The organism is Streptomyces sp. NPDC058284, from assembly GCF_042881135.1.
Classification (GTDB): domain Bacteria; phylum Actinomycetota; class Actinomycetes; order Streptomycetales; family Streptomycetaceae; genus Streptomyces.
Genome location: NZ_JBHVYE010000022.1, coordinates 35,707 through 60,912, shown reverse-complemented (window position 1 = coordinate 60,912; position 25,206 = coordinate 35,707). Strand labels below are relative to the sequence as shown.

At 71.9% G+C, this 25,206-nt stretch carries 23 protein-coding genes and 1 riboswitch; of the genes, 13 read left to right on the top strand and 10 right to left on the bottom strand.

The annotated features are described in order from the left end of the window. Positions 1-25 precede the first annotated feature (25 nt). A complete protein-coding gene (locus ACFVYR_RS27120; protein ID WP_384258037.1) occupies positions 26-640 on the bottom strand; it encodes a riboflavin synthase in 615 nt (204 codons plus the stop codon). Between the two features lies 1 nt (position 641). Further along, positions 642-1,700 (bottom strand): bifunctional diaminohydroxyphosphoribosylaminopyrimidine deaminase/5-amino-6-(5-phosphoribosylamino)uracil reductase RibD, encoded by a 1,059-nt coding sequence (ribD, locus tag ACFVYR_RS27115; RefSeq protein ID WP_384258099.1) that lies wholly within the window; start codon positions 1,698-1,700, stop codon positions 642-644. Between the two features lie 212 nt (positions 1,701-1,912). Further along, positions 1,913-2,043, bottom strand: a riboswitch (FMN riboswitch). Positions 2,044-2,301: 258 nt separating this feature from the next. On the opposite strand from ribD, the gene ACFVYR_RS27110 reads away from it, so the two are divergent. Genes ACFVYR_RS27110 through ACFVYR_RS27100 form a run of 3 tightly spaced genes read left to right on the top strand, consistent with a single transcriptional unit; the run spans position 2,302 to position 6,366 of the window. Beyond that, the gene (locus ACFVYR_RS27110; RefSeq protein ID WP_384258035.1) at positions 2,302-4,635 is read left to right on the top strand and encodes a chitinase C-terminal domain-containing protein; all 2,334 of its coding nucleotides are present in this window, start codon (positions 2,302-2,304) and stop codon (positions 4,633-4,635) included. 55 nt (positions 4,636-4,690) lie between these two features. Next, positions 4,691-5,584, top strand: a complete 894-nt coding sequence (locus ACFVYR_RS27105; RefSeq protein WP_384258032.1) for an RNA polymerase sigma-70 factor — start codon at positions 4,691-4,693, stop codon at positions 5,582-5,584. Between the two features lie 35 nt (positions 5,585-5,619). Continuing rightward, positions 5,620-6,366 carry an SDR family oxidoreductase gene (locus ACFVYR_RS27100; protein ID WP_384258030.1) on the top strand — a complete coding sequence of 249 codons (747 nt, stop codon included), beginning with the start codon at positions 5,620-5,622 and terminating at the stop codon, positions 6,364-6,366. 48 nt (positions 6,367-6,414) lie between these two features. Here the strand turns inward: ACFVYR_RS27100 and ACFVYR_RS27095 are convergent, their stop codons facing one another. Beyond that, complete coding sequence (locus ACFVYR_RS27095) at positions 6,415-7,590, bottom strand: ROK family transcriptional regulator (protein ID WP_384258028.1); 1,176 nt, start codon at positions 7,588-7,590, stop codon at positions 6,415-6,417. Between the two features lie 97 nt (positions 7,591-7,687). Between ACFVYR_RS27095 and ACFVYR_RS27090 the strand changes: the two genes are divergently transcribed. Both ACFVYR_RS27090 and ACFVYR_RS27085 read left to right on the top strand, forming a co-directional pair. Beyond that, positions 7,688-8,899 carry an MFS transporter gene (locus tag ACFVYR_RS27090; protein WP_384258026.1) on the top strand — a complete coding sequence of 404 codons (1,212 nt, stop codon included), beginning with the start codon at positions 7,688-7,690 and terminating at the stop codon, positions 8,897-8,899. 136 nt (positions 8,900-9,035) lie between these two features. Beyond that, the gene (locus tag ACFVYR_RS27085; RefSeq protein ID WP_384258023.1) at positions 9,036-10,430 is read left to right on the top strand and encodes a uracil-xanthine permease family protein; all 1,395 of its coding nucleotides are present in this window, start codon (positions 9,036-9,038) and stop codon (positions 10,428-10,430) included. Between the two features lie 45 nt (positions 10,431-10,475). Here the strand turns inward: ACFVYR_RS27085 and ACFVYR_RS27080 are convergent, their stop codons facing one another. Beyond that, a complete protein-coding gene (locus ACFVYR_RS27080) occupies positions 10,476-10,928 on the bottom strand; it encodes an ATP-binding protein (protein WP_384258021.1) in 453 nt (150 codons plus the stop codon). After that, positions 10,925-11,806 carry an MEDS domain-containing protein gene (locus tag ACFVYR_RS27075; protein WP_384258018.1) on the bottom strand — a complete coding sequence of 294 codons (882 nt, stop codon included), beginning with the start codon at positions 11,804-11,806 and terminating at the stop codon, positions 10,925-10,927. Before ACFVYR_RS27075 ends, ACFVYR_RS27080 begins: the two co-directional genes overlap by 4 nt. A 405-nt stretch (positions 11,807-12,211) precedes the next feature. On the opposite strand from ACFVYR_RS27075, the gene ACFVYR_RS27070 reads away from it, so the two are divergent. The 3 genes from ACFVYR_RS27070 to ACFVYR_RS27060 all read left to right on the top strand — a co-directional run bounded on the left by ACFVYR_RS27070 (position 12,212) and on the right by ACFVYR_RS27060 (position 15,211). Then, a complete protein-coding gene (locus tag ACFVYR_RS27070) occupies positions 12,212-13,405 on the top strand; it encodes a Cmx/CmrA family chloramphenicol efflux MFS transporter (protein ID WP_384258016.1) in 1,194 nt (397 codons plus the stop codon). Positions 13,406-13,440: 35 nt separating this feature from the next. Then, complete coding sequence (locus tag ACFVYR_RS27065) at positions 13,441-14,145, top strand: DUF5995 family protein (RefSeq protein ID WP_384258014.1); 705 nt, start codon at positions 13,441-13,443, stop codon at positions 14,143-14,145. A gap of 133 nt (positions 14,146-14,278) precedes the next feature. Next, positions 14,279-15,211: an LLM class F420-dependent oxidoreductase gene (locus ACFVYR_RS27060; RefSeq protein WP_384258011.1), complete on the top strand. Its 933-nt coding sequence runs from the start codon at positions 14,279-14,281 to the stop codon at positions 15,209-15,211. A 99-nt stretch (positions 15,212-15,310) separates the two neighbouring features. Here ACFVYR_RS27060 and ACFVYR_RS27055 read toward each other — a convergent pair whose 3' ends face one another. Together ACFVYR_RS27055 and ACFVYR_RS27050 are read right to left on the bottom strand one after the other, a co-directional pair. Further along, on the bottom strand, positions 15,311-17,020 hold the full coding sequence (locus ACFVYR_RS27055) for a flavin monoamine oxidase family protein (protein ID WP_384258009.1): 1,710 nt from the start codon (positions 17,018-17,020) through the stop codon (positions 15,311-15,313). A 55-nt stretch (positions 17,021-17,075) separates the two neighbouring features. Beyond that, positions 17,076-17,873, bottom strand: a complete 798-nt coding sequence (locus tag ACFVYR_RS27050) for a carbon-nitrogen hydrolase family protein (protein ID WP_384258007.1) — start codon at positions 17,871-17,873, stop codon at positions 17,076-17,078. A 428-nt stretch (positions 17,874-18,301) separates the two neighbouring features. Here ACFVYR_RS27050 and ACFVYR_RS27045 point away from each other — a divergent pair, with 428 nt between their 5' ends. Then, positions 18,302-18,865, top strand: a complete 564-nt coding sequence (locus ACFVYR_RS27045) for a Repetin (RefSeq protein WP_384258097.1) — start codon at positions 18,302-18,304, stop codon at positions 18,863-18,865. 209 nt (positions 18,866-19,074) lie between these two features. Beyond that, a complete protein-coding gene (locus tag ACFVYR_RS27040) occupies positions 19,075-19,635 on the top strand; it encodes a Repetin (RefSeq protein WP_384258005.1) in 561 nt (186 codons plus the stop codon). 19 nt (positions 19,636-19,654) lie between these two features. Here the strand turns inward: ACFVYR_RS27040 and ACFVYR_RS27035 are convergent, their stop codons facing one another. Both ACFVYR_RS27035 and ACFVYR_RS27030 read right to left on the bottom strand, forming a co-directional pair. Continuing rightward, positions 19,655-20,110: an Lrp/AsnC family transcriptional regulator gene (locus ACFVYR_RS27035; protein WP_384258003.1), complete on the bottom strand. Its 456-nt coding sequence runs from the start codon at positions 20,108-20,110 to the stop codon at positions 19,655-19,657. A gap of 10 nt (positions 20,111-20,120) precedes the next feature. After that, complete coding sequence (locus ACFVYR_RS27030; protein WP_384258000.1) at positions 20,121-21,590, bottom strand: amino acid permease; 1,470 nt, start codon at positions 21,588-21,590, stop codon at positions 20,121-20,123. Positions 21,591-21,896: 306 nt separating this feature from the next. Between ACFVYR_RS27030 and ACFVYR_RS27025 the strand changes: the two genes are divergently transcribed. Next, entirely contained in the window at positions 21,897-23,012 is a 1,116-nt protein-coding gene (locus ACFVYR_RS27025) for an LLM class flavin-dependent oxidoreductase (protein ID WP_384257998.1), read from the top strand. After that, positions 23,009-23,821: an SDR family NAD(P)-dependent oxidoreductase gene (locus ACFVYR_RS27020; RefSeq protein WP_384257995.1), complete on the top strand. Its 813-nt coding sequence runs from the start codon at positions 23,009-23,011 to the stop codon at positions 23,819-23,821. Before ACFVYR_RS27025 ends, ACFVYR_RS27020 begins: the two co-directional genes overlap by 4 nt. On the opposite strand, the gene ACFVYR_RS27015 is transcribed toward ACFVYR_RS27020, so the two are convergent. Next, positions 23,791-24,231 carry a winged helix-turn-helix transcriptional regulator gene (locus tag ACFVYR_RS27015; RefSeq protein ID WP_384257993.1) on the bottom strand — a complete coding sequence of 147 codons (441 nt, stop codon included), beginning with the start codon at positions 24,229-24,231 and terminating at the stop codon, positions 23,791-23,793. The two genes, ACFVYR_RS27020 and ACFVYR_RS27015, sit on opposite strands and share 31 nt — an antisense overlap. Positions 24,232-24,319: 88 nt before the next feature. Between ACFVYR_RS27015 and ACFVYR_RS27010 the strand changes: the two genes are divergently transcribed. After that, positions 24,320-25,132, top strand: a complete 813-nt coding sequence (locus tag ACFVYR_RS27010; RefSeq protein ID WP_384257991.1) for an NAD(P)H-binding protein — start codon at positions 24,320-24,322, stop codon at positions 25,130-25,132. Positions 25,133-25,206: the final 74 nt, after the last annotated feature.

Here is a 25,206-nt window from a genome sequence, read left to right as displayed (position 1 = left end):
GTGAAGGCTTCGGCGTTGAGCCAGTTCACTTGGCGGCCTCCTGAGCCGGGACCCGGTCGCCGAGCAGGCGCTCGACGTACTTGGCAATGATGTCGACCTCGAGGTTGACCGGGTCGCCGGGCTGCTTGATGCCGAGCGTGGTCAGCGCGAGGGTGGTGGGGATGAGGCTGATGGTGAAGTAGTCGGGGCCCGCGTCGACGACGGTGAGGCTGACGCCGTCGACGGTGATGGAACCCTTCTCGACGACGTAGCGGGACAGGTCGGCGGGGAGCGAGATCTTGACGATCTCCCAGTTCTCGGAGGGCTTGCGCTCGACGATCTCGCCCGTTCCGTCGACGTGGCCCTGCACGATGTGGCCGCCGAGGCGCGCGCCGACCGAGGTGGGTCGCTCCAGGTTGACGCGGGAGCCGACGGTGAGCGCGCCGAGGCTGGAGCGGTTCAGGGTCTCGGCCATCACGTCGGCGGTGAACTCCTCGCCCTCGTGCTCCACGACGGTCAGGCAGACGCCGTTGACGGCGATGGAGTCGCCGTGCCGCGCGCCCTCGGTGACGACGGGGCCGCGCAGCCGGAAGCGGGAGGCGTCGGGGAGGTTCTCGACGGCGGTGATCTCGCCCAGCTCTTCGACGATTCCGGTGAACACTTCAGTGCTCCTTCGTTGCGGGGGTCGCGGTGATGCGCAGGTCGGGGCCGAGGCGGACGGTGTCGCGCACGTCGAGCCGCAACGCTTCGGTGATGGTGGTGATTCCGCCGCCGGTCAGGGCGGCGGGGCCCGCGCCGAGCAGGACGGGGGCGAGGTAGCCGACGACGCGGTCGACGGCGCCCGCGGCGACGAAGGCCCCGGCGAGCGTCGGGCCGCCTTCGAGGAGGACGGAGCGCACGCCGCGCGCGTGGAGCGCGTCGAGGAGGGCCGGGATCGCCAACCCTCCCTCGGCGCGGGGCAGCCGGACGGTCTGCGCCTCTTGGTGCACGGGAGTGACGTCCTCGGCGACGGCGATCAGCGTGGGCGCCGCGTCGTCCAGGACGCGGGCGCCGGGCGCGACGGCCGTGCCGTTGGTGTCGACGACGACCCGCAGCGGCTGTACGGCGCCGTCGACGCCCCGCGCGGCGAGGTGCGGGTCGTCGGCGTGCTGGGTGCCGGAGCCGACGACGACGGCGTCGCACTCGGCGCGCAGCCGGTGCACGTCGGCGCGGGCCTCTGCGGAGGTGATCCAGCGGCTCGTGCCGTCGACGGCGGCGGTGCGGCCGTCGAGCGTGGCGGCGTACTTCCAGGTGACGTGGGGACGGCCGAGCCGTACGGAGGTCAGCCAGGCGGCGTTCCCCTCGGCGGCCTCGGCCTCCAGGAGGCCCTGCTCCACGGAGATCCCGGCCGCCCGCAGGGTCTGCGCGCCGCCGGTCGCGGCGGGGTTCGGATCGGCGACGGCGTAGCGGACGCGGGCGATTCCGGCGTCGATGAGGGCCTGCGCGCAGGGACCGGTGCGGCCGGTGTGGTTGCAGGGTTCGAGGGTGACGAGTGCGGTGCCGCCGCGGGCCCGTTCGCCGGCCGCGCGCAGCGCGTTCACCTCGGCGTGCGGGCCGCCCGCGCGCTGGTGCCAGCCCTCGCCGACGGGTTCGCCCGCGGCGTCGAGGACGACACAGCCGACGACGGGGTTGGGGCTGGTGGAGCCGAGTCCGTGCGCGGCCAGCGTGATGGCACGCTGCATCGCGGCTGTTTCGGCTGCGGCGGTCGCCACCGGGTCCTCCTGCCTCTTCGGGCACGGACTCCGGGGCCTGTCGATGACGACAGAACGTACGGGCGACGACACCTGTGGCAACGCCGACGCCGAATGGACACGTGTCCCGGGAAAATCCGGGAACCGTTCCTGGGAACGCCAGGAACGAGCCAACTACGACGGCGTGCAGAGATGCCCGCCCGCCGCGCACTGCCTCCCATCCGGACTTTCACCGTCGGTCCAGGAATTTCACCTGGTCAACCGGCCGCTGGAGGCGGCCGGGTCGCGGACTGTAACCGCCGGTTCGGAATTACACCGACCCCGGAGTGCGCTGCTTCTGGTACGAGGCCAGTGTGCCATGGCCGGTAGCGGGCCATACGGGCGACCGCCTGTGGCCTGGATCACAGAATCATCATTCAACCAACTTGGTCCAGACCTATTGACGCACTGGTCTAGTCCTCTTAATCTCTGCGTCACCTCAGAGGGAGCCGGAGCCAACGGTGTGCGCACACCGGGCCCCGGAACGATTCACATCTTTGCCAGTTGTGTTGTTCCGCCCCGTTCGCACTCCGCACCATCTCAGGAGGCCCCCTTGCCGTCCCCCAACCGCGCGAGACCCACGTTGCTCGCGTCCGGCGCCGCCGTCGCCGGGATGCTGCTCGGGCTGGTCTCCGGCGGCGCCTCGCCCGCCTCCGCCGCCGACGACGCGTCCTGCCGCCCCGACGGCCTCTACCGGACGCCCGGCGTGAACGTCCCCTACTGCTCCGTCTACGACGGCGAAGGACGCGAGAAGATGGGCGCCGACCACCAGCGGCGCGTCATCGGCTACTTCACCGGCTGGCGCACCGGCAAGAACGGCGAGCCCGCCTACCTCGCCTCCGACATCCCGTGGGACAAGGTCACCCACGTCAACTACGCCTTCGGCCACGTCGACAAGGACAACAAGCTCTCCGTCGGCTCCGACAGCGCCACGAACGCCGCCACCGGCATGACCTGGCCCGGCGTCGCGGGCGCCGAGATGGACCCGGCGCTGCCCTACAAGGGCCACTTCAACCTGCTCAACAAGTTCAAGAAGCAGCACCCGAACGTCAAGACGCTGATATCCGTGGGCGGCTGGGCCGAGACCGGCGGGTACTTCGGCGACGACGGCAAGCGGGTGAACTCCGGCGGCTTCTACTCGATGGCCACCAACGCCGACGGCTCGGTGAACCAGGCGGGCATCGACACCTTCGCCGACTCGGCGGTCTCCTTCATCAAGAAGTACGGCTTCAACGGCGTCGACATCGACTACGAGTACCCCACCTCGATGAAGGACGCGGGCAACCCGCTCGACTACTCCCTCTCCAACGCCCGCCGCGGTGGGCTCGTCAAGGGCTACGCGGCGCTCATGAAGTCCCTGCGCCAGAAGCTCGACAGGGCGGGCGCGGCCGACGGCAAGCACTACATGCTGACCGTCGCGGCCCCCTCGTCCGGCTATCTGCTGCGCGGCATGGAGACCTTCCAGGTCCAGAAGTATCTGGACTACGTCAACATCATGTCCTACGACCTGCACGGCGCCTGGAACGAGTACGTCGGCCCCAACGCCTCGCTCTTCGACGACGGCAAGGACGCCGAGCTCGCGGCCGCGAACGTGTACGGCTCCCAGCAGTACGGCGGCATCGGGTACCTCAACACCGACTGGGCGTACCACTACTTCCGCGGCTCGATGCCCGCGGGACGCATCAACATCGGCCTGCCGTACTACACCCGCGGCTTCAAGAACGTGCAGGGCGGTACCGACGGGCTGTGGGGCAAGGCCGCCGCGACGAGCTGTCCCGCGGGATCGGGCCTGACCAAGTGCGGTGACGGCGCGGTCGGCATCGACAACCTCTGGCACGACAAGGACGACAACGGCAAGGAGTCCCCGGCGGGCTCCAACCCGATGTGGCACGCCAAGAACCTGGAGAAGGGGATCGTCGGCGACTACGTCACCAAGTACGGCTTTCCCGCCGACACCAGGCTGACCGGCACCTACGCCCGCAAGTACAGCTCCTCGCTCGTCGCGCCCTGGCTGTGGAACGCCGACAAGAAGGTCTTCCTCTCCACGGAGGACGAGGAGTCGGTGGCGAAGAAGGCCGACTACGTCGTCGACCGGGGCATCGGCGGCACGATGGTCTGGGAGATGGCGGGCGACTACCGGTGGAACGCCGCCAAGGGCCAGTACGAGATGGGTGACACGCTCACCTCGCTGATGCACGACAAGTTCAAGGCCGCGAAGCCGTACGGCGCCAAGGTCTCGAACAAGGAACTGCCCACCAAGGCCGTCGACATCGGGGTGGAGTTCGGGGACTTCAAGCTGGGCGACTCCAACTACCCGATCACGCCCAAGGTGAAGATCACCAACAACACGAAGACCGCGCTGCCCGGCGGCACGGAGTTCCAGTTCGACTACTCCACCTCGGCCCCCGGCAACGCCTCCGACCAGTCGGGCTTCGGCACCAAGGTGATCAGCAGCGACCACACCGGCAGCAACGCGGGCGGGCTGAAGGGCGACTTCCACCGCGTCTCGCTGAAGCTGCCCGCCTGGCAGTCGCTGGCACCCGGCGCCTCCGTGGACCTCTCCTTCAACTACTACCTGCCGACGTCCACGCCGTGGAACTGGACGGTGAACATCAGCGGCACGACGTACGCGCTCGCCGGTGACCTGGCGCGCGGCACCACCACCGTCGAGCCGGGCGGCACCGGTCCGACCGACCCGCCAGGGCCGACCGACCCGCCGGGTCCCGGCACGTGCACGGCCCCCGCGTGGAGTGCATCGGCCGAGTACGGCAGCGGGACCTCCGTCTCCCACAAGTCGCACACCTGGAAGGCGAAGTGGTGGACGAAGGGCGAGGAGCCCGGGGCCGGCGGCGCCTGGGGCGTCTGGCAGGATCTCGGCGCCTGCTGAGCCTCCTTGGGCCTTGTCGAGTGCTCACGCCGCGGGGATTTGGCACCCTGTGGGCGTGAGCACCGCAACGGCACTGGCCGAGGAGTTTGAATCCCACCGCCCCCGGATGTTCGGCCTCGCCTACCGGATACTCGGCTCCGCGCAGGAGGCGGAGGACGCCGTGCAGGACGCGTACCTGCGCTGGAACGGCGCGCGGCGCGCCGACATCGCGCAGCCGGCCGCCTGGCTCGCCAAGACCGTCACCAACCTCTGCCTGACCAGGCTCACCTCGGCCCGCGCCCGCCGCGAGCAGTACGTGGGGACGTGGCTGCCCGAGCCGGTCGTCACCTCCGGCGGCACGCTCGGGCCGCTGGAGTCGGCGGAGCAGCGGGAGGCGGTGTCGATGGCGCTGCTCGTCCTCCTTGAGCGGCTCACGCCCAAGGAGCGCGCCGTGTACGTGCTGCGGGAGGCGTTCGGGTACAGCCACCGGGAGATCGCGGACGTCCTGGCGACGAGCGAGAGCAACTGCCGTCAGCTGTACCGCAGGGCGGCCCGTGCGGTCGCCGACGCGCGGCCCCGCTTCGAGCCGGGGCACGAGCTGCGGCAGAGATTCGTCGAGTCGTTCATCGCGGCGGCCCGCGAGGGGGATGTCGCGGGCCTGGAGCGGATACTGGCCCGCGACGTGACGTGGTGGGGCGACGGCGGCGGCAAGGCGGCCGCGGCCCGCACACCGATCCTCGGGCGCGAGAACGTCCTGCGCTTCCTGGTCGGCGTGGTCGGGCGGATCGGCGCCGCCTCGGACATCTCGTACGCGGAGGTCAACGGCGCGCCCGCGCTGGTCATGCGTACGGCGGGGCGGATTACGGCCATCGCCGCGTTCGAAGGCGGCGACGGGGTGGTGACCGGAGTACGTTCGGTGGTCAATCCGGACAAGCTGGTGTTCGTGGAGCGCCAACTGGCCGCCGCGTAGCGCCCGCGGCGCCCGTACTGCGAAGGAGCTGTGAGATGACCACGATCCTGGTGACCGGCGGCACCGGCACCCTCGGCCGCCTCGTGACCGAGCGGTTGCGGACGGACGGCCACGAGGTGCGGGTGCTCAGCAGGAACACCCGGCCGTACGCCGTCGACCTGCGCGACGGCGCGGGTCTCGACGCGGCGGTGGCGGGCGTCGACGTGATCGTGCACTGCGCGACCACTCCGCGCGGCGGCGACGAGCAGGCCGCCCGGAACCTGCTCGCGGCGGCACGGAAGGCCGGTGTCGCGCATCTGGTCTACATCTCGATCGTCGGCATCGACCGGGTACCGCTCGGCTACTACAAGTCGAAGCTCGCGGTGGAGCGGCTGATCGAGGACTCCGGGCTCGGCTGGACGGTGCTGCGGACCACGCAGTTCCACGATCTGGTGCTGAGGATCATGGAGGTCTCGGCGAAGCTCCCCGTCATGCTGCTGCCCGCGGGGGTCAGCGACCAGCCGATCGAGGTCGCCGAAGTGGCGGCCCGCCTCGCGGAGCTGGCCGCGGCGCCGCCGGCCGGGCGGGTCGATGACATGGGAGGCCCCGAGGTCCGCACCTTCCCCGAGCTGGCCCGCGCCTATCTGCGGGCGAGCGGCAAGCGGCGCAGGCTGCTTCCGGTGCGGCTCGCGGGCGCGACGTACCGGGCGGCGCGGGCGGGCGGCCATCTGGCCCCGGACCGGGCCGTGGGCAAGGGCACGTTCGAGGAGTACCTGGCGGTGCGGTCGGGCGGGCGGCGGTAGTCCCGCCAGGAACTCCGCGTCCTCGGAGCGCTCGGCGCGCCCCTGGTCTCACCGCCCCGGGCGTGGTCCGAACAGGTCGTCCTGCGCCGCGTCCCGCGCGGCGAGCAGCGCGCCCCGCAGTACCGCGGCGCCGCCGAGCGTGCTCGCGCGCACCTCGGTGCGCAGGGGCGACATGGCGGTGACCCGGGCGCCCACGCGGGTGGCGAGCGCGGTGCCGCCCGCGCGGCCCAGCTCGCCGCCGAGGACGACGCAGCCGGGGTCCAGGATCGCGGCCACCGCGGCGGCGCCGACGGCGATGCGGTCGGCGACGGCGTCGAGGAAGCCGCCCTCATCGGTCTCCACCGCGTGCCGCAGCAGGTCGGCGGCGGACCTGCCGGGCGGGCACAGGCCGTGCTCCTCGCCGAGTTCGCGGAGCGCGGCGGCGCAGGCCAGCGAGTGGAAGCCGCCCTCGCAGCCGGTGGCGGAGGGCAGCGAGCCGGTGCCGGGGACCGGCAGGAAGCCGATCTCGCCCGCGCCTCCGGAGGAGCCCCGGCGCAGCACGCCGTCGAGGACGACGGCCGCGCCGACGCCGTCGCCGAGCCAGAGCAGGACGAAGGTGTCCCGGTCGTGCGCGGCGCCGTCGCGCCGTTCGGCGCGGGCCGCGAGGTTGGTCTCGTTCTCCACGAGGACGCGGGCGCCGAGCCGTTCCGTGAGGGTTCCGGCGAGGCGGCGGTGCCAGGCCGGCAGGGCGGTGGTGTCGTGCAGGTCGCCGGTGGCGGGGTCGATGAGGCCCGGGGCGCCGATGCCGACGGTGTGCAGCCGCTGGACGCCGCCCTCGCGGGCCGTCCGCTCGACGAGGGTGACGGCGCGCTCGACGGCGGGGTCCGTGCCGGTGTCGTCACCGATGGGCGCGGAGGCCTCGGCCAGCACCGCGCCGAGCAGATCGGTCACGACGACGGCGACGCCGTCGGTGCGCACGTCGAGCGCGGCGAGGTGGGCGCGGTCGGCGACTATCCCGTACAGCCGGGCGTTCGGGCCGCGCCGCTGGGCACCCGCCTCCCCGACGACGGTGATGAGTCCGGAGCCCTGGAGGCGCTCGACGAGGTCGGCCACCGAGGGCCGCGACAGGCCGGTGAGCTGCTTCAACTGGTTGGCCGTGAGGGGCCCTTCGCTCTGCAGGAGACCCAGCGCCAGCCGGTCGTTGATGGCCCGGGCGGTACTCGGTGAGGCAGGCGAGACAGACATGGCCGGATCCTCCCACAGAAACGTTCTATTTATCAGGCAGGGTTCCTGATAGTTTACGTCGCCGTATCGGGGCAGCACTCGCGAGGGGCGGAGCAGGATGAGTGAAGTGGTGTACGACAAGCACCGGTTGAGGCAGGCCAGGATCGCCGTGGCGGCCGTCTTCTGCGTGCACGGAGCGGTGACGGGCTCCTTCGCGACCCGGGTGCCCTGGATCCAGGAGCACGCCTCGGTCAGCGCGGGCATGCTCGGTCTCGCCCTCGCCTTCCCGGCGATCGGCGCCTCCCTCGCGATGCCGCTCGCGAGCCGGATCAGCCACCGCTTCGGCGCTCGCAACGCGCTGCGCGCTCTGCTCGCGATGTGGACGACGGCCCTGATCCTGCCCTCGCTCGCGCCGAACCTGCTCACGCTCTGCCTGGCACTGTTCGTGTACGGCGCGACCTCGGGCATGTCGGACGTGACGATGAACGCGATCGGCGTCGAGACCGAGACACTGATGCGGAAGTCGATCATGTCGGGGCTGCACGGCATGTGGAGCGTCGGCGCCCTGATCGGCTCCGCGGCAGGCACCGTCGCCGCGCACCTGGGCTCCGACGCCCGCCTGCACCACGCGCTCGCCGCCCTGGCGCTCACCACGATCGGCTTCGTCGCCTGCCGGCGCGTCCTCGACCTCCAGGCGGAACCGGAGGCGGAGACGCCGCCGCGGTTCTCGCTCCCGCCGAAGTCGGCGCTGCTGATCGGCGCCGTCGGCTTCTGCGCGGTCTTCGCGGAGGGCGCGAGCCTGGACTGGTCGGCGGTCTACCTGCGGGACGTCCTGGACACGTCCGCCGGTGCCGCCGCCGCGTGCACCACCGGCTTCACGCTCACCATGGCCGTCGCGCGGCTCGCGGGCGACGCGGTCGTGAACCGGTTCGGCGCGGTGCGCACGGTGCGGGCGGGCGGGGTGCTCGCGGTACTCGGCGGCCTCCTCGTGGTCGTCGCGTCCCACCCGGCCATGGCGATGGGCGGCTTCGCGCTCCTCGGCCTCGGCATCGCGGTGGTGGTGCCGCTGGCCTTCGCCGCGGCCGGGCGCAGCGGTCCCAACCCGAGCCAGGCCATCGCGGGCGTGGCCACCATCACGTACACCTCCGGCCTGATCGCGCCGTCGGCGATCGGCACGCTCGCGGACGCGACGAGCCTGGTGGCCTCCTTCGGCCTGGTGACGCTGCTCGCCTGCGGCCTCACGGTCTTCGCGGGCGTCCTGCGCACGGACGGCCGCAAGGCGGCGCAGGCCGCCCCCGCGGACGCGGCGGCGCCCGGCCCGCGGACCTGACGCCGCGGGTGCGGGGGCGGCCGTCTCCGCGCCGGAACGAAGCAGCACTGATGTCGCACTAACATGGCGTCGATCATTTCGGGCCACATCACGGCCCTGCTCGGCCCGGCTCGGCGCACAGAAAGCGACACTCACCATGGATCTCGGCGTGCGCTGGAAACTTCACGGGGACGGCCGTACGCCCGCCCCCGGCGCGGTCGTCCGGCCCGACGAGCGGCTCTCGTGGCCGCGGACGTTCGGGCTCGGCGCCCAGCACGTGGTGGCGATGTTCGGGGCGTCCTTCGTCGCGCCCGTCCTCATGGGTCTCGACCCGAATCTGGCCATCATGATGTCGGGCGTCGCGACCGTCATCTTCCTGCTCGCCACGCGCGGCCGGGTGCCCAGCTACCTGGGCTGCTCGCTCTCCTTCGTGGGCGTCGCCGCCGTCATCAGGGCGCAGGGCGGCTCCAGCGCGACGGTGACCGGCGCGGTCCTCGTCGTCGGCGCCGCGCTGTTCGTGGTGGGGCTCGCGGTGCAGAGGTTCGGGGCGCAGATCATCCACGCCGCGATGCCGCCGATCGTGACCGGCGCGGTCGTCATGCTGATCGGGTTCAACCTGGCGCCGGTCACCGCCTCCACGTACTGGCCGCAGGACCAGTGGACCGCGCTGCTGGTCATGCTCTTCACCGGGCTGGCCGTGGTGTGCCTGCGCGGCTTCTTCTCGCGCATCGCGATCTTCCTCGGGCTGATCTTCGGCTACGGCATCTCCTGGGTCTTCGACCAGGTCTTCGGCAAAATCCACTCGGCGGACGGTTCCGGCAAGGTCGTCGACCACCTGCGCCTCGACCTGTCGGCCGTCGGCAAGGCCGACTGGGTCGGCCTGCCCTCATTCCACGGGCCGAGCTTCGAGTGGTCGGCGATCCTCGTGGCGCTGCCCGTCGTCATCGCGCTGATCGCGGAGAACGCGGGGCACGTGAAGGCCGTGGGCGAGATGACCGGCGACAACCTCGACGACAAGCTCGGCACGGCGATCTCCGCCGACGGCGCGGCCTCCGTGCTGTCCACCGCGGTCGGCGGCCCGCCCAACACGACGTACTCCGAGAACATCGGCGTGATGGCGGCGACCCGCGTCTACTCCACGGCCGCCTACTGGGCGGCGGCGTGCTTCGCCCTGCTCTTCGGGCTCTGCCCCAAGTTCGGCGCGATCGTCGCGGCGATCCCGGGCGGCGTGCTCGGCGGCATCACCGTCATCCTGTACGGCATGATCGGCCTGCTCGGCGCGCAGATCTGGATCAACGCCAAGGTCGACCTGCGCAACCCGCTGAACCTCGTGCCGGCCGCCGCGGGCATCATCATCGGCGTCGGCGGCGTCTCGCTGAAGTTCACCGACACCTTCCAGCTGAGCGGCATCGCGCTCGGCACCATCGTCGTCATCACCGGCTACCACGTGCTGCGCGCCTTCGCCCCCGCGCACCTCAAGTCCCAGGAACCGCTGCTGGACTCGGGCACCTCCACGTACGACGAGGAGAGCGGTCCCGGCGCCAAGGTGTGAGGGCGTACGGGCACACGGGCGCAACGGGCACACGGCCGGGTCGGGTCAGGACTGCGACCGCCGGGGCTCGCACCGCTGGGCCGGCAGCCGCACGGACAGCGTCACCCTGGTGCCGCCGGGCCCCGCACAGACGGTGAGCTCGTCGGTGAGCAGTCCTGCGAGCCGCAGTCCGCGCCCGCCCGGCCTGCCGTCGAGTCCGGGAGCGGTCCCGGTGGCGGCGGGGGCGCTGAACCCGGGGCCCCGGTCGTGGATGTGGCAGGCCAGGTGCCCGGTGCCGCGCTCAAGGACCAGCGTGCCGCCGCCGCCCGCGTGCTCGACGGCGTTCACCGCCACGGCGTCCAGGGCGACGATGAAATCGCCTCGGCGCGGCTCGGGCAGCCCGTGGTGGTCGGCGTACTGCTCGACGAGCATCCGCAGGCGTGGCAGGTCGTCCCGGGTGAAAGGGGTTTCGAGCAGCGTGACGGGCGGGGCCTCGTGGGGCTCTGGTGCCGTCGTCATCGGTGGCCCACCTCACTGATCACCAGGTGCGGTACCTGATCGGCGCCTGCCCGGCGCAGTACGCGGGCCGCGGCCGGTGGACAGTGGACATGGACCGGGCCGCGGTCGTGCGCCAGGACCAGCTGCAACAGGTCCACCGCGCAGGACAGGCCGAGGAAGACGAGCCGGGACAGGTCCACGGTCGGGCGCGGGGCGGCCGCACCGCGTCTGAGTCCCTCGCGCACGGCGCCGATGAACTGCTCCCTGGTGGCCAGGTCCGCCTCGCCGACGAGCCGCACCGTCCCCGCGGCGTGTTCGACGTGCAGCACTCCGAGACCCGAGAGCAGTCGGCAGGGGTGGGCCCGGTGCATGGCGTCCAGCACGCCGGGGTCGAACCAGCGGCTGTCGTAGGCGCAGATCTCGGTGTACGGGCGGCCGGTGAACAGATGCTCTGCGTGGGACTCCCGGTGCATCATCACCTCGACATCGGCGTCCAGGTCGCCCACCCAGTGCATGTCGATGTAGGTGCGCAGTCCGCTGTACCCCTCGGCCAGGGCGCGGTCGGTCTCCTCCGTGATGCGCTGCCACTGCCGGTCGGGGGTGAATCCGGCCTGGGGGTGGATGAGGGCGCGCATGCTGCTGAGCACCAACTGGCCCTGTTCGCGGGCGGACCGCAGCAGCGCTCCCGGTCCCTCAAGCCGGTTCCAGACCTCGTCCTCGGCGAGCTGCGGAGCGGCGAAGACCATCACCTTCTCTTCTCGCACCAGCCCCGCCCACGCGAAGGCGGACACCACGTCACGGCCCGCGTCGTCGTCGGCGTAGCTGACGAAAGCGTGGTCGCCCGTCCGGAGGTGCTGAACCGGAATCGTGCCGACCGACGCCGGTTCGGCAGCCGCCATCTCTCACCTCCAGGGTCGTGGGCCCGACGGTAACGGGTCGACGTCACGTGCGGGCCATACGCTAGCCGCCGATACCGCACGGTGCGGCGGCCCCGCGGAATGTGGCGGCGGATGGACACACCGACGCCTGATCACGACCGATCCTGCCGGAAGATGCCCGGTTCATAGCGGATCTCCTCCGCTCAAAGCGTTGGACGTGGTGCGTGTCCGCTGATTAGGGTGCGCACCATGTCGAGTCCCGAGTCCGACAGACTCCGGCCACCGGTGCTCCGGTGGCTTCCCGTGCTGTCGCCCTGACGTTCTCCGCCGCCTTCCGCGGCCGTGCGCGAGCGTCGCACCGCCCCGGATCACCGCACCCGTGTCCTGATCATCCTTGATCCACACTGTGGTTGCGGAGTTTTCGCTGTGCCCTTCTCCCTCTACCTGCTCGGGCTCGCCGTGTTCGCCCAAGGCACCTCCGAGTTCATGCTGTCCGGCCTGGTCCCCGACATCGCGCGCGACCTGGCCGTACCGATTCCCGCCGCGGGCCATCTGACCTCGGCGTTCGCTCTCGGCATGGTCGTCGGCGCGCCGCTGATGGCCGCCGTGAGCCGTCGCTTCGACCGCCGGAGCGCGCTGCTCGTCCTGCTGACCGTCTTCCTGCTCGTCCATGTCGTCGGCGCGCTGACCACGAGCTTCGCGGTGCTGCTCGCGAGCCGGGTCGTCGGCGCCCTGGCCAACGCCGGGTTCCTCGCCGTCGCCCTGGTCACCGCCACGGGCATGGTCGGGCCCGACGCCAAGGGGCGTGCCACGTCGACGCTGCTCGGCGGCGTGACCGTCGCCTGTGTCGCGGGCGTGCCCGCGGGGGCGCTGCTCGGCGAGGTGTGGGGCTGGCGCTCGGCGTTCTGGGCCGTGGCCCTGGTCTCGCTGCCCGCCGTGTTCGCCATCGCGCGTGCGGTGCCCGCCGGTGGGCCGGACCCCGCAGGACCCGGTGTGCTCGGCGAGCTGCGGGCCCTGCGCGCTCCGCGGCTCCAGGTGACACTGCTGCTCGGCGCGCTGGTGAACGGCGCGACGTTCTGCACGTTCACCTACCTCGCGCCACTGGTCACCAACGTCACGGGCCTCGGCCCCGGTTGGGTTCCGGTGGTGCTCGCCCTGTTCGGCATCGGCTCCTTCGCCGGCGTCACCGCGGGTGGCCGTATCGCCGACGTACGGCCCGTGCCGCTCCTGGTGTACGGGTCGCTCGCGCTGCTCACGGGCTGGCTCCTGCTCGCGGCGACCGCGGCGCGGCCGGTGGCGGTGATCGCGCTGGTCCTGGTCCAGGGCGCGCTGTCGTTCGGCGTCGGGTCCACGCTCATCTCGCAGGCGCTGTACGCGGCGGCCGACGCGCCCCACCTGGCGGGCGGCCTCGCTACGGCCGCCTTCAACGTGGGCGGCGCGGCCGGGCCCTACCTCGGCGGCCTGGCGATCTCCGCGGGGCTCGGCTACCGCTCGCCGCTCTGGCTCAGCGCGCTTCTGGTGGCGGCGGCCCTGGTCACCGGGGCGGTCGCGGCCGGCCTGCGCCGCGGGGCTGCCGCCGCCGGGCGTTCCCTCGTTTCGGGGAAGCGTCCGGTGCGCTGACGTCCGGGCCCGCCCGGGGCTGGCACCCTGCCCCCATGGCGCAGTTGGAACGGTTCGCGGAGTTCGGGGCCCCGTCGTACGGGGTCGAGGGCGTGGTGGCACGGATGCGTGCGCTCGGCGACGACTGGCCGCCGCGTGACGGCGTCGCCGTCTTCAACCGCGTCTACCTGTCGGTGACCGAGGAGGTGGCCCGGCACCTGGGCCGCGGAGTCTTCTCCGACACCCGCTCCGCGGCCACGCTGGACGTCTGTTTCGCCGAGCGCTATCTCGCGGCCGTCGACGCGGCGGCGGACGGGCGGCAGACGCCCGCCTGCTGGCGTCCGCTGTTCCAGTACCGCCGCCATCCGGGCGTACGGCCCCTGCAGTTCGCGCTCGCGGGCATCAACGCGCACATCGGGCACGATCTGGCGCGGGCCCTGGTGGACGCCTGCCGTCTGCTCGGCTGCGAACCGACCGATCTTGAGGACGAGTTCGAGCGGGTGGGCGATGTCCTCGTGGCGCTGGAGGAGCACATCCGCGAGGAGCTGATGCCCGGCCCCGACCTCCTCCAGGTCGGCGACCCGCTGACGCACCTGGCCGGTTCGTGGAGTCTGGAGCGAGCCAGGGAGGGCGCGTGGGCGGCGGCGCGGGCGCTGTGGGCGCTGCGCGGTCTGCCGGGGCTCGCCGAGGAGTTCGGGGAGCGGCTCGACGGGGCGGTGGGCCTGGTGGGGCGGATCCTGCTGACGCCGCTGCCGGACTGAGTGGCCGGGTCCGGCCCCGGCCACTGGGCCCACCGGCCCCTTCCAGCCACGCCCCACCCCTCTCCCCCACAACTCCCGCACGATCGCTGTACGTTGAAATGACCGTCCGCCTCCGACGCGAAGGAGCAGCACAATGGCCATCCGACTGGGACTGAGCCTGCCGCAGGGCGGGCAGTACGCCATCGGACGCGACGTCCCCGCGGTGGCCCGGGCCGCCGAGGACATCGGTTACGAGAGCCTGTGGGTCTTCGAGCGCGTCCTGTACCCCGAGCCCGCCACCCAGGGGCTCTACGGAATCCCGGGCCTGCCCTGGCCCGACTCGTACCGCTCGGTCGCCGATCCCCTCGTCACCCTGACACTCGCCGCCGCGGCCACCGACCGCGCCCGCCTCGGCACCAGCGTGCTGGTCGCCCCGCTGCACGTGCCGTTCCAACTCGCGCGCTCACTGGCCTCGTTGGACGCGGCGAGCGGCGGCCGCGTCGTCGCGGGCCTCGGCACGGGCTGGTCCCACGACGAGTACGCCGCCGCGTCGGTCGCCCCCTTCGACAGGCGCGGCAAGGTCCTGGACGAGGTGATCGACGTCTGCCACGCGGTGTGGGGCCCGGACCCGGTGGCGTACGAAGGGGAACTGACGACGATCGCCCCCTCGGTCGTCGGCCCCAAGCCCGCGCGCCCCATCCCGATCCTGCTGCCCGCCAACAGTCCGCGGGCCCTGCGCAGGCTGGTGGACCGCGCGGACGGCTGGATGCCGGTGGGCCTGGGCGCCCGGAAGCTGACCGAGCAGGCCCAGGCCCTGAAGGAACTGGCCGCCGGGCGGGGCCGCACCGAGCCGGTCCAGAGCGTCATGCGGGCCAACGCGAGCTACACGGCGAAGCCGTACGAGGGCGAGCGCCGCGCCCCCTTCCAGGGCAACGTCGCCCAGATCACCGAGGACCTCGCGGCGCACGCCGCGACGGGCGCGGTGCAGGAGATCCTCATCGAACTGGCAGGCAGCACGAGGGACGCGGAGGAACTGAAGGACGTGGCGGCAGAGGTGTACGAGGCGGCACGGGCGGCCGGGGTATAGGACGGGCGCCCCGAAGGGGCGCAGTCCCAGGGGCGCGGGGAACTGCGCGACCAGCCACGGCCGACCGGCAGATCCCTGCGCACCCCGCCCGAATCGCGCTCAGTCCTCAGGCAGCTCGACGGGAGCAATCTCGTCGAACACATCCCCAGGCCCAGGATTGCTCGCATCGGTCGCCCCACCAAAGTGCCGCATCACGCCCCACACCGCGTTCAGAGCGGTCTGCACGGCACCCTCGGCCCACCCCGCCGTCCACGAGATGTCATCCCCCGCGAGGAAGATCCCCCGCTTGTCCGCCGGAAGGCGATCCTGCATGAAGTGGGTGAAGAGCCGCCGCTGATACCGGTAGTGCCCCGGCAGGTTCGCCTTGAAGGCGCCCATGAAGTAGGGCTCGTTCTCCCAGGACACGGTCACCGGGTTACCGATGATGTGCTTCCTGATGTCGACCTTCGGGTAGATCTCGCCGAGCGACTTGAGCATGACCTCCATCCGCTCGTTCGCCGACAGCGGCAGCCACTTCAGGCTGTCGTCGCACCAGGTGTAGGAGAGGCAGATGACGGCGGGCTTGTCCGGCCCGTCGTCGAGCAGGTAGGTGCCGCGCGTCATGCGGTCGGTGAGCGTCATCGACATGACGTCACGCCCGGTCGGGTTCCCCCTGTCGTCGACGGCCTTGTCGAGCCAGAACGGCCGGTCGACCGGCACGAAGAGCTTGGAGGACTCCATGTAGTGGGTCCGCTCCATCGCCGTCCAGTGGTCGATGGGGAAGAGCGAGTCGTCGCACTCGATCTTCGAGAGCAGCATCCACGACTGGGCGGTGAATATCGCGGCCTGGTACGTACGGATGTCACCGGAGGCGTCGGTGACCGTGACACGGTTCCCTGCGGTCCGGTTGAGGCGCGTCACGGCGGGCTTCGGCACACCGCCCTCGTGCAGCGAGGACAGGGAAGTCCCGGCCTCCCAGTGCACGATCTTCTGCGGCTCGCGGTCCCACAGGCGCAGCGGCAGCTGCTGGCTGCCGCCGACGATGCCGCGGTGGTGGTCGTCGGCCTCGGTGTAGACGACGCGCAGGATCTCCAGGATGGAGTTGGGGAAGTCGGTGTCCCAGCCGCCCGTGCCGAAGCCGACCTGGCCGAAGATCTCGCGGTGCCGGAAGGACTTGAACGCCTCGGACTCGCAGAGGAAGCCGTAGAAGGTCTGGTTGTCGAGCTTCTCGACGAGCCTGGACCAGATCTCGCGGATCTTCGGCACGTCGCGCTCGCGCAGGGCGCGGTTCATGTCGGAGAAGTCCGCGCCCTCGTCGAGGCAGTCGGCCCACGCCTTCGCGACGTCGCGGTAGACCTGCGGCAGGTCCTCCACCGTCTCGGCGTAGTGCGACTCGCCCTTGAGGTCCACGACCGTCGAGGGGGTCGCCTCGGCGAGCGGGTTGGGGAACGCGCGGGTCTTCAGGCCCACCAGGTCGATGTAGTGCTGCAGCGCCGTGGAGGACGGCGGGAAGCGCATCGCGCCCATCTCGGCGGTCAGGTCGGCGTCGCAGCCCTCGAAGCCGACGGTACGCAGCCGGCCGCCGATCTGGTCGGCCTCGTAGACGACGGGCTTGAGGCCCATCTTCATCAGTTCGTACGCGGCGATGATGCCGGAGAGGCCGCCGCCGATGACGGCGACCTCGGTGCCGTGCTCGGTCGCGGGTATCTGGCCGAGGCCCGCGGGGTGCGCGAGGAAATCGTCGTACGCGTAGGGGAAGTCCGGGCCGAACATGGTGATCGGGGGCTGCGCGTCGGTGTGCTGGACGGCGGTGGGCACCGTGGACGTCATGGGGTACGGACTCCTTGCACGGAACTGAAAGACAGGTGAGGGGGGCTTGGCGGGGTCAGCCGAGGGACGCGTACAGGCCGGGGCGGCGGTCGCGCAGGTACGGGTTGTGCTCGCGGGACGCGGCGAGGAACTCCGGGTCGACGTCGCCGATGACCAGTTCCTCGCCGCGGCCCGCGCGGGCGCGCGCCACGCCGTCGGGGCCGGCCAGGGTGGAGAGCCCGACGAACTCGAACTCGCCCTCGGGGCCGACCCGGTTGACGTACGCGACGTACATCTGGTTCTCGAAGGCGCGCACCGGCACGACGGACTCGGCGACGAACTGGAAGGGGTGCATCTGCGCGGTGGGGACCACGAGCAGGTCGGTGCCAGCGAGGGCGTGGGCCCGGACGTTCTCCGGGAACTCCACGTCGTAGCAGATCATGAGGCCGACCCGGACGCCGCCCAGCTCGGCCTGGACGACGGTCTGTTCACCGGAGGTGAAGGAGTCGCGCTCGAAGTCGCCGAAGAGGTGGGTCTTGCGGTAGTTCGCGAGGCGGGCGCCGTCGGGTCCGATCAGCTGGACGGAGTTGTGGACGACGTCTCCCTCGCGCTCCGGATAGCCGTACGCCACGCCGACCCCGTGCCGCGAGGCGATCCCGGCGACGGCCTTCGCGGAGTCACCGTCGACGGTCTCGGCGAGCCGGGCGATGTCGTCGCCGATCGCGTACCCGGTGAGGTAGAGCTCGGGTGCGACGAGCAGCCCCGCGCCCGCGGCGGCGGCACGCTCGGCGGCATTGTCGAGCGCCGAGAGGTTCTCGGCGACGGATCCGAGCTGCCCGGAACTCTGGAGCAGGGCGGTGCGCAGCGCAGGCATGGCGGAACCTCGGGGCGTACGGAGGGGCAGGTGGGGTCCGTTAGACCGTACGGTCGGCTGCCCTGCGCGGACAAGGCACGAGCGTTGCGGGCAGCCGCTTGATCCGTTGCGCACTGAGGGGCCGGGGCGGCGATTCGTTGCGTGGTGGCGGTGGGACCGGGGTCGTAGTGGTGTCCACCGGTGGGCGCAGGGGGCGCGGGGGCGTTCTCCGCCGCGCGGCGGAGGCCGATTGCCGCCCGTGGCCGGACGTGCCGGCACCCCCTGCCGCGAGACGGTGATCTCGCCCGGAAGGACCGGGTGAACGGCACTTCGGACGGAGGCTCCCCGTGAGCCGCGACACAGACACCCGGATCGCTGACAGCCACTCGGCCGCCACGGGCAGCCGCCCGACCGGCACCCCCGACCGCCCGACCCGCACCCATCGGCGCGTGATCGCCGTCGGCGCCGCCCTGCTGCTCTCCGCCGGGGCGGTGGGAGCGGCCGTGGCGGCGGACGGCGGCGGGCCCCGCGAGGCCGCGCCGAAGGCCGCCCACGCCCGGGAAGCCGCAGCCCTCACCGGCACCGCGAAGCTCTACCGCAAGACCACGGAAGACGTGACGTTCACCTTCGACGCCCATCTGGCCGAGCGCGACACCAGGCGCCCGGACAGGGCGACCGGCACCTTCCGCTTCGTCCACCTCGACAAGCCGGGCGGCAGGGGCGGCTGGGCGAAGGGCCGTATCGACTGCCTGATGACGGGCGGCAAGGTCGCCACGGCCACCGGCATCATCACGGACTCGAACCTCAAGGGCATCAAGGGCGGCCGCGTCGGCTTCAGCGTCCACGACCGCAGCGGGCAGGACCGGGTGGGGTACAGCTGGGCGGCGGTGGGCCGCCCCGACGGGACGAAGAAGTTGACCAAGTGCACCAGCTCGGCCCCCTTCGAGAAGGTCAGGAAGGGCACCGGCGACTTCCGCGTCAAGCCCTGGCACGTCACGTACCCGACCGGGTGACGGCGGCGGGGCCCGCCCGTACGGGGGTCGGGCGGGCCCCGCGTCTCCGCCTCACGAACCACCCGTACCCCGCCGCACGGCGGAGCCGGTCACCCCCTGGAGCACGATGCGCCGCGCACCGGCCCGCGGAATCGTGGATCACGCCCGGGGAGAACCGGGCGTACCGCAGACCGCAGACCGCAGATCCGCAGCCAGCCGGGGGGCTCCCCATGAACATGAACCGCCGCTCCACCCTCGTCCGCGTCGTCGCCGTGGGCGCCGTGCTCCTCGCGCTCGCCGGGGCCTCGGGGCCCGCGACCGCGTGGGACGGCCCACGACCCGGGCGCGAGGCCGCCGCCCTGACCGGAACCGCCCAACTGGACCGCGGCCCCGGAGACGAAGGAACCGTCACCTTCGACGCCCATCTGGACGCCCGGGACCGGAACGACCCCGGGGCCGCGCACGGCACCATCAGGTTCAGCCACTACATCGAGCACCCCAAGTTCGGCGGCTCCGCCGAGGCCCGGGTGGACTGCCTGCTGACCGGCGGGAAGGTCGCGACCGTGTCGGCGGTCGTCACGAAGGCGGACGGCGGCCTCAAGGGGGCGGTCGGCAAGCGCATCGGGATGACCGTCCACGATCAGGGCAAGCAGGACCGCTTCGGCTACAGCTGGGCCATGGCCGGGATTCCGAACGACCTGCCGGACGACATGCCCAAGTGCGTGAGCGCGGCCCCGTTCGACAGGACCAGGCCCGGCAGCGGCGATCTCCGCGTACTGCCGATGACATAGCGCCCCGGCGGCCGGGACGCTACGCGGGCGAGCCCGACGAATAGCGCCGCATCAGGGGCGAGAGCACGAGCACGGACTTCGTCCGCTCGACGAACGGCTCCCCCGCGATCCGTTCGAGCACCCGCTCGAAGTGCCGCATATCGGCGGCGAAGACCTGCACGATCGCGTCCGCGTCCCCCGTCACGGTGGACGCGGACGAGATCTCCGGATACCGCTCCAGCCCCCGCTGGATCGCCTCGGGCGAGGTGTTCCTGCGACAGTAGATCTCGATGAACCCCTCGGTCTCCCAGCCGAGCGCCGCCGGATCCACCCGCACGGTGAACCCGGTGATCGCTCCGGTGGCCCGCAGCCGGTCCACGCGCCGCTTCACGGCGGGCGCGGAGAGTCCGACCAGCTGGCCGATGTCGGCGTAGGAACGGCGGGCGTCCTCGGCGAGGGCGTGCACGATGCGTTCGTCGAGATCGTTCAGTCGCACGGGGGGTGGATCACTTCTCTGCTGTGGCCAATCGGGAGCGGCTCACGCCGTACAGGAAGTAGAACACGAGGCCGACGGCCATCCAGACACCGAACACGACCCAGGTGATGGAGTCGAGGCTGAACATGTTGTACGCGCAGAACCCGAAGCCGAGCACCGGGAAGAGCCAGCCGAGCGGCACCCGGAAGGTGCGCGGCATGTCGGGGCGGGTGCGGCGCAGCACGATCACGGCGATGTTGACCAGGCCGAAGGCGAAGAGCGTGCCGATGCTGGTGGCGTCGACGAGCTTGCCGAGCGGGATGACGGAGGCCAGCGCGCCGCAGAACAGCGAGACGATGACCGTGTTCACGCGGGGCGTGCCGGTCTTCCCGCTGACCCTGCCGAACGCCTTGGGGACCAGGCCGTCGCGGGACATGGCGAACAGGACGCGGGTCTGGCCGTAGAGGACGGTCAGGACGACGGAGGCGATGGAGATGACGGCGCCGGCGGCGAGGATCGTGCCCCACATGGTCTGTCCGGTGACGTCGTTCATGATCGCGGCGAGCGTGGCCTCGGAGCCCTCGAAGTCCTTCCAGTTCCAGGCGCCGACGGCGACGGCCGCGACCAGGACGTAGAGCGCGGTGACGATGACCAGCGAGAGCATGATCGCCCGGGGCAGGTCGCGCTGCGGGTTCTTCGCTTCCTCACCCGCGGTGGAGGCGGCGTCGAAGCCGATGTAGGAGAAGAAGAGGCTCGCGGCGGCGGCGCTGACGCCTGCCGTGCCGAGCGGCATGAAGTCCGAGTAGTTGCCGGACTTGAAGCCCATGAAGCCGATGGCGCAGAAGAGCGCGAGTGCGACGATCTTCACGATGACCATGATCGTGTTGGCGCGCGCCGACTCCTTGGCGCCGCCGAGCAGGAAGACCATCGCGAGCAGCACGACGACGAGGCCCGGCAGGTTGATGATGGCGCCGTCGACCTCGCCGGGCGCCGCGGAGAGCGCGTCGGGGATGGTGACGCCGATGGTCCCGTCGAGCAGCTCGTTGAGGTACTCGCCCCAGCCGACCGCGACCGCGGCGACCGAGACGCCGTACTCCAGGACCAGACACCAGCCGCAGACCCAGGCGACGAGTTCACCCATCGTTGCGTACGCGTACGAGTACGAGGATCCGGCGACCGGGATGGAGCCGGCCAGCTCGGCGTAGGAGAGCGCGGAGAACAGGGCGGTGAGGCCGGCGAGCACGAAGGAGACCGTGACGGCGGGTCCGGCCTTGGGGACGCTCGCGCCGAGGACGACGAAGATGCCGGTGCCGAGCGTGGCACCGATGCTGATCATGGTCAGCTGCCACATTCCGAGGGAGCGCCGAAGCGAGCCACCCTCACCCTGGCCACCCTCCGCGACCAGGCTTTCGACCGGCTTGCGCCGCATCAGGCGGCTGCCGAGGCCAGGGCTGCCCGGGGGACTGGGGCGGTTCTGCGGGGGTGCGCCTTGTTCGAGCACGCGCTGGCTCCTTCATCGCTGCCGGTCAGGGCGGCGAGGACTCATGGCACCCGCGCTAGGGACGGGAACCACCGAGCAGGCAGTCCCCGCCACACCACGTACAGCGCAGACTCTAAAGTCCACGCCTTCCCGACCGTAATGCAGCAACCTTGCGTATGGACAGTTGATCATTGCGCACTTACGGCATATACGCCTCTTCATTGCGCCGTCCGTTTCGTCCGTTGCGTGACGAGCCTTCCGGCCGGCGGTTGACACTTCGTCAGATCTCCCTCATCGTGCACCCCGGTCGAGAGGGAGGCACAGGCCATGGACCTCGATGTGCTGTACGAGATCGACGTACCGAAGCCCTGGGACGGACCCCATCCGCACGGCCAGCGCGCCGCCGAGCAGCGCGCCTACCGCGAGGCCGTGGAGCAGATCCGGCTCGCGGACCGGGTCGGCTTCCGTACCGTCTGGGCGGTCGAGCACCACTTCCGCGAGGGCCGCTCGCACTGCCCTGCGCCCGAGGTCCTGCTCGGCCACCTCGCGGCCTTGACCGAGCGGATCCGCCTGGGCTTCGGCGTCACCCTCACCCCCTTCGGCTTCACTCCCCCGCAGCGGATCGCCGAGAAGGTGGCGGCCGTGGACGTGCTCTCGGGGGGCCGGGTGGAGTGGGGGACGGGGCGCTCGACGCCCATGGAGCAGACGGCCTTCGGCGTCGACCGCGAGCAGTCGCGGGCGGACTGGCGCGAGGCGATCGAGATCGTCACCGGGATGTGGCGCGAGGAGTATTTCAGCTACGCCTCGGAGCGCTTCACCTTCCCGCGCCGCATGGTCACGCCGAAGCCCGTCCAGGACCCCCACCCGCCGTGCTGGATGGCGGCGACCTCCCCCGGTTCGGCGGAGGTGGCGGGCGCCGCCGGTCTCGGACTGCTCTCCTTCTCGATCATGCAGCCCCTTGAGGCGATGGCCCGGCAGGTCGCCGCCTACCGCGCCGCCGCCCGCACGCCCACTCCGCTCACGGACGTCACCACGGACCGCGTCAGCGCGTACACGCTGGTCCATGTCGCGGACCGGCCCTCGCGGCGGGTCTGGTCCTCGGTCGCCTGGTGGTACCGCAATCTCGCCCGGTTCACGCTGGACTGGGAGCTGCCGCATCTGACGCCCGAGGAGCGCGGGGCGGCGTTCCCGCTGCTCACCCCGATCATCGAAGGCACCGTCCCCGTAAGGGAGTTCGACGACGGTGACATGATCCTGATCGGTGACGCGGAGACGGTGGTCCGCAAGGCCAAGCGCTACGCCGACCTCGGCATCGACCAGCTCATCTGCTACGTCCAGTGGGGCTACCTGGAGCACCGCGAGATCCTGCGCACCATCGAGATCCTCGGCAAGGAAGTCATCCCGGAACTGGCGGCGTACCGGCCCCGGCGGGCGGCGCCGTGAGCGAGCCCCTCGACACCTCCCCCGTCCCCGACTACGCGGCCCTGCACCGCCTGGACGGCCGCGCCTTCGTCGTGCTCGGCGCGGGCAACGGCATCGGCCGCCAGAGCGCGCACGCCCTCACTGCGGCGGGCGCACGGGTGCTCTGCGTGGACCTCGACAAGAACCGCGCGGAGGCCGTCGCCGCCGAGACGGGCGGCCTCGCGTACGTCGCGGACGTCACGCGGCGCGAAGCGGTGCGCGAGCTCTTCGCCGACGCGGAAGGAGAGTTCGGGCGGATCGGCGGCATCGTCGACATCGTGGGCATGGCCCGCTACGAGAGCCTGGAGCGGCTCACCGACGAGTCCTGGGACTGGCACTTCTCCCTGGTCCTGCGGCACGCCTGGTTCGCCGTCCAGTACGGCGGCGAGGCGCTCGCGGCGGCGGGCGGCGGCCCGCTGGTCTTCGTCGCGTCGGTGTCGGGCCTGACGGCGGCGCCCCGGCACGCCGCGTACGGCGCGGCCAAGGCGGGCCTGATCTCCCTGGTCCGCTCGGCGGCGGTGGAGTACGGGCCGCGCGGGGTACGCGTGAACGCGGTGGCACCGGGCGTGGTGTGGACCCCGCGCGTGGCGGGCCTGATCGGCGAGGAGGGCCGCGAGCGGAACGCCCGCAACGCGCCGCTCGGCCGGGTCGCCGAGACCTCGGACATCGCGTCCGCCCTGCTCTTCTTCGCCTCGCCGCTCTCCTCCTACGTCACCGGGCAGACGCTCGTCGTGGACGGCGGGGTCGGCGTCAAGTTCCCCTACCCCACGCCCGACGTGGCCGCGTCGTAGCGCTCGCGGGCGGCCGCGATGGCCGGGCGATGGTCGATGGACCAGTCGGCGAGGGCCTTCACGAGGTGGGTGAGGCTGTGGCCGAGATCGGTGAGCTCGTACTCCACCTGCGGCGGGATCGTCGGGTACACCGTGCGCTTGACCAGGCCGTCACGCTCCAGGCGGCGCACGGTGAGGGTGAGCATGCGCTGCGAGATGTCGCCGTGGATCCGGCGCTGCAACTCCTTGAACCTGAGGACGCCCGAGGCCAGTTCGACCACGACGTACACGGACCACTTGTCGCCGAGCCGGTCGAGGACGTCCCGCACCCCGCACTCGTCCTGCGGAGTGTCGCAGCGGATCACCGGCTCGGTGTCCGGGTCCGCCGCGGAAGCCGGTGGGGTGGTTACCACCGTGTGCCCTGCTGACATGAGAGTGCCTCCTTATGCGGCCGCGCGCCGTGGATCAGAGTAGTGCGCAGCCGGTCACCGACCGGCACCGCTCACCAGGGGGAATCCCATGCTCATGATCACCGGCGCCACGGGCGCACTCGGCACGCTCGTCACCGACCGGCTCGCCGGCCACGACGACGTCGTCATCGGCTCCCGCCGCCCCGCTCCCGGCGGGCGCCGCGTCGACTTCGACGACCCGTCGTCCCTGGACTTCACCGGCGTCGACACGCTGCTGGTTATCTCCGCCGGGGCCGCCGAGGACGACGTCGTCGTGGCCCGCCACGAGGCCGCGATATCCGCCGCCGAGAAGAGCGGGGTGCGCCACCTCGTCTACACCAGCCTCAGCGGCGACGGCGACCATCTGACGTACGCGCTCGCCCACCGCTGGACCGAGCGCAGGCTGCGCCGCTCCACGCTCGACTGGACGGTGCTGCGCAACGGCCTGTACGCGGAGTTCCTCGCCGCCGTCGCAGCGCCGGGCCCCGACGGGACCATCGCCGCGCCGCTCGGGACGGGCCGCCTCGCCGCCGTGGCGCGCGCTGACCTGGCCGACGTCGCGGTACGGGTGGCGAAGGACCCCGCCGCCCACGCGGGCCGCACCTACGAGCTGGTCGGCGAACAAGCCCTGAGCGGCGCCGAGTTGGCCGCCGCGACAGGTTCCTCCTACGAGCCCGCCGCACTCGCCGCGACCCGCGAGGCGATCACCACGGCGGGCCAGGCCCTGCCCTTCCAGGTCCCGATGCTCCTGAGCACGTACTCAGCGATCGCAGCCGGCTTCCTGGACGGCACGGGCATCGAGGACCGCAGCGCACTGCGAACCCTGCTGGGCAGGGAGCCCCGCCCGGCACTCGACGCGTATGTGGCGGCGGTGCGGGGCTGAGGGGGCGGGACGCCCCCTCAGGGGCGCGGGGAACTGCGCGCCCAGCCACGACGAACGCACAGCGAAAACGGCAC

What these genes read in the sequence shown, in the direction of transcription:
- ACFVYR_RS27100 (WP_384258030.1), top strand. Translation starts at nt 5,620, where the DNA reads ATGACCACGATCCTGGTGACCGGCGGCACCGGCACCCTCGGCCGCCTC.
- ribD (WP_384258099.1), bottom strand. Translation starts at nt 1,700, where the DNA reads ATGCAGCGTGCCATCACGCTGGCCGCGCACGGACTCGGCTCCACCAGC.
- ACFVYR_RS27050 (WP_384258007.1), bottom strand. Translation starts at nt 17,873, where the DNA reads ATGCCTGCGCTGCGCACCGCCCTGCTCCAGAGTTCCGGGCAGCTCGGA.
- ACFVYR_RS27090 (WP_384258026.1), top strand. Translation starts at nt 7,688, where the DNA reads ATGAGTGAAGTGGTGTACGACAAGCACCGGTTGAGGCAGGCCAGGATC.
- ACFVYR_RS27015 (WP_384257993.1), bottom strand. Translation starts at nt 24,231, where the DNA reads ATGTCAGCAGGGCACACGGTGGTAACCACCCCACCGGCTTCCGCGGCG.
- ACFVYR_RS27075 (WP_384258018.1), bottom strand. Translation starts at nt 11,806, where the DNA reads ATGGCGGCTGCCGAACCGGCGTCGGTCGGCACGATTCCGGTTCAGCAC.
- ACFVYR_RS27010 (WP_384257991.1), top strand. Translation starts at nt 24,320, where the DNA reads ATGCTCATGATCACCGGCGCCACGGGCGCACTCGGCACGCTCGTCACC.
- ACFVYR_RS27025 (WP_384257998.1), top strand. Translation starts at nt 21,897, where the DNA reads ATGGACCTCGATGTGCTGTACGAGATCGACGTACCGAAGCCCTGGGAC.
- ACFVYR_RS27095 (WP_384258028.1), bottom strand. Translation starts at nt 7,590, where the DNA reads ATGTCTGTCTCGCCTGCCTCACCGAGTACCGCCCGGGCCATCAACGAC.
- ACFVYR_RS27080 (WP_384258021.1), bottom strand. Translation starts at nt 10,928, where the DNA reads ATGACGACGGCACCAGAGCCCCACGAGGCCCCGCCCGTCACGCTGCTC.
- ACFVYR_RS27040 (WP_384258005.1), top strand. Translation starts at nt 19,075, where the DNA reads ATGAACATGAACCGCCGCTCCACCCTCGTCCGCGTCGTCGCCGTGGGC.
- ACFVYR_RS27055 (WP_384258009.1), bottom strand. Translation starts at nt 17,020, where the DNA reads ATGACGTCCACGGTGCCCACCGCCGTCCAGCACACCGACGCGCAGCCC.
- ACFVYR_RS27060 (WP_384258011.1), top strand. Translation starts at nt 14,279, where the DNA reads ATGGCCATCCGACTGGGACTGAGCCTGCCGCAGGGCGGGCAGTACGCC.
- ACFVYR_RS27065 (WP_384258014.1), top strand. Translation starts at nt 13,441, where the DNA reads ATGGCGCAGTTGGAACGGTTCGCGGAGTTCGGGGCCCCGTCGTACGGG.
- ACFVYR_RS27085 (WP_384258023.1), top strand. Translation starts at nt 9,036, where the DNA reads ATGGATCTCGGCGTGCGCTGGAAACTTCACGGGGACGGCCGTACGCCC.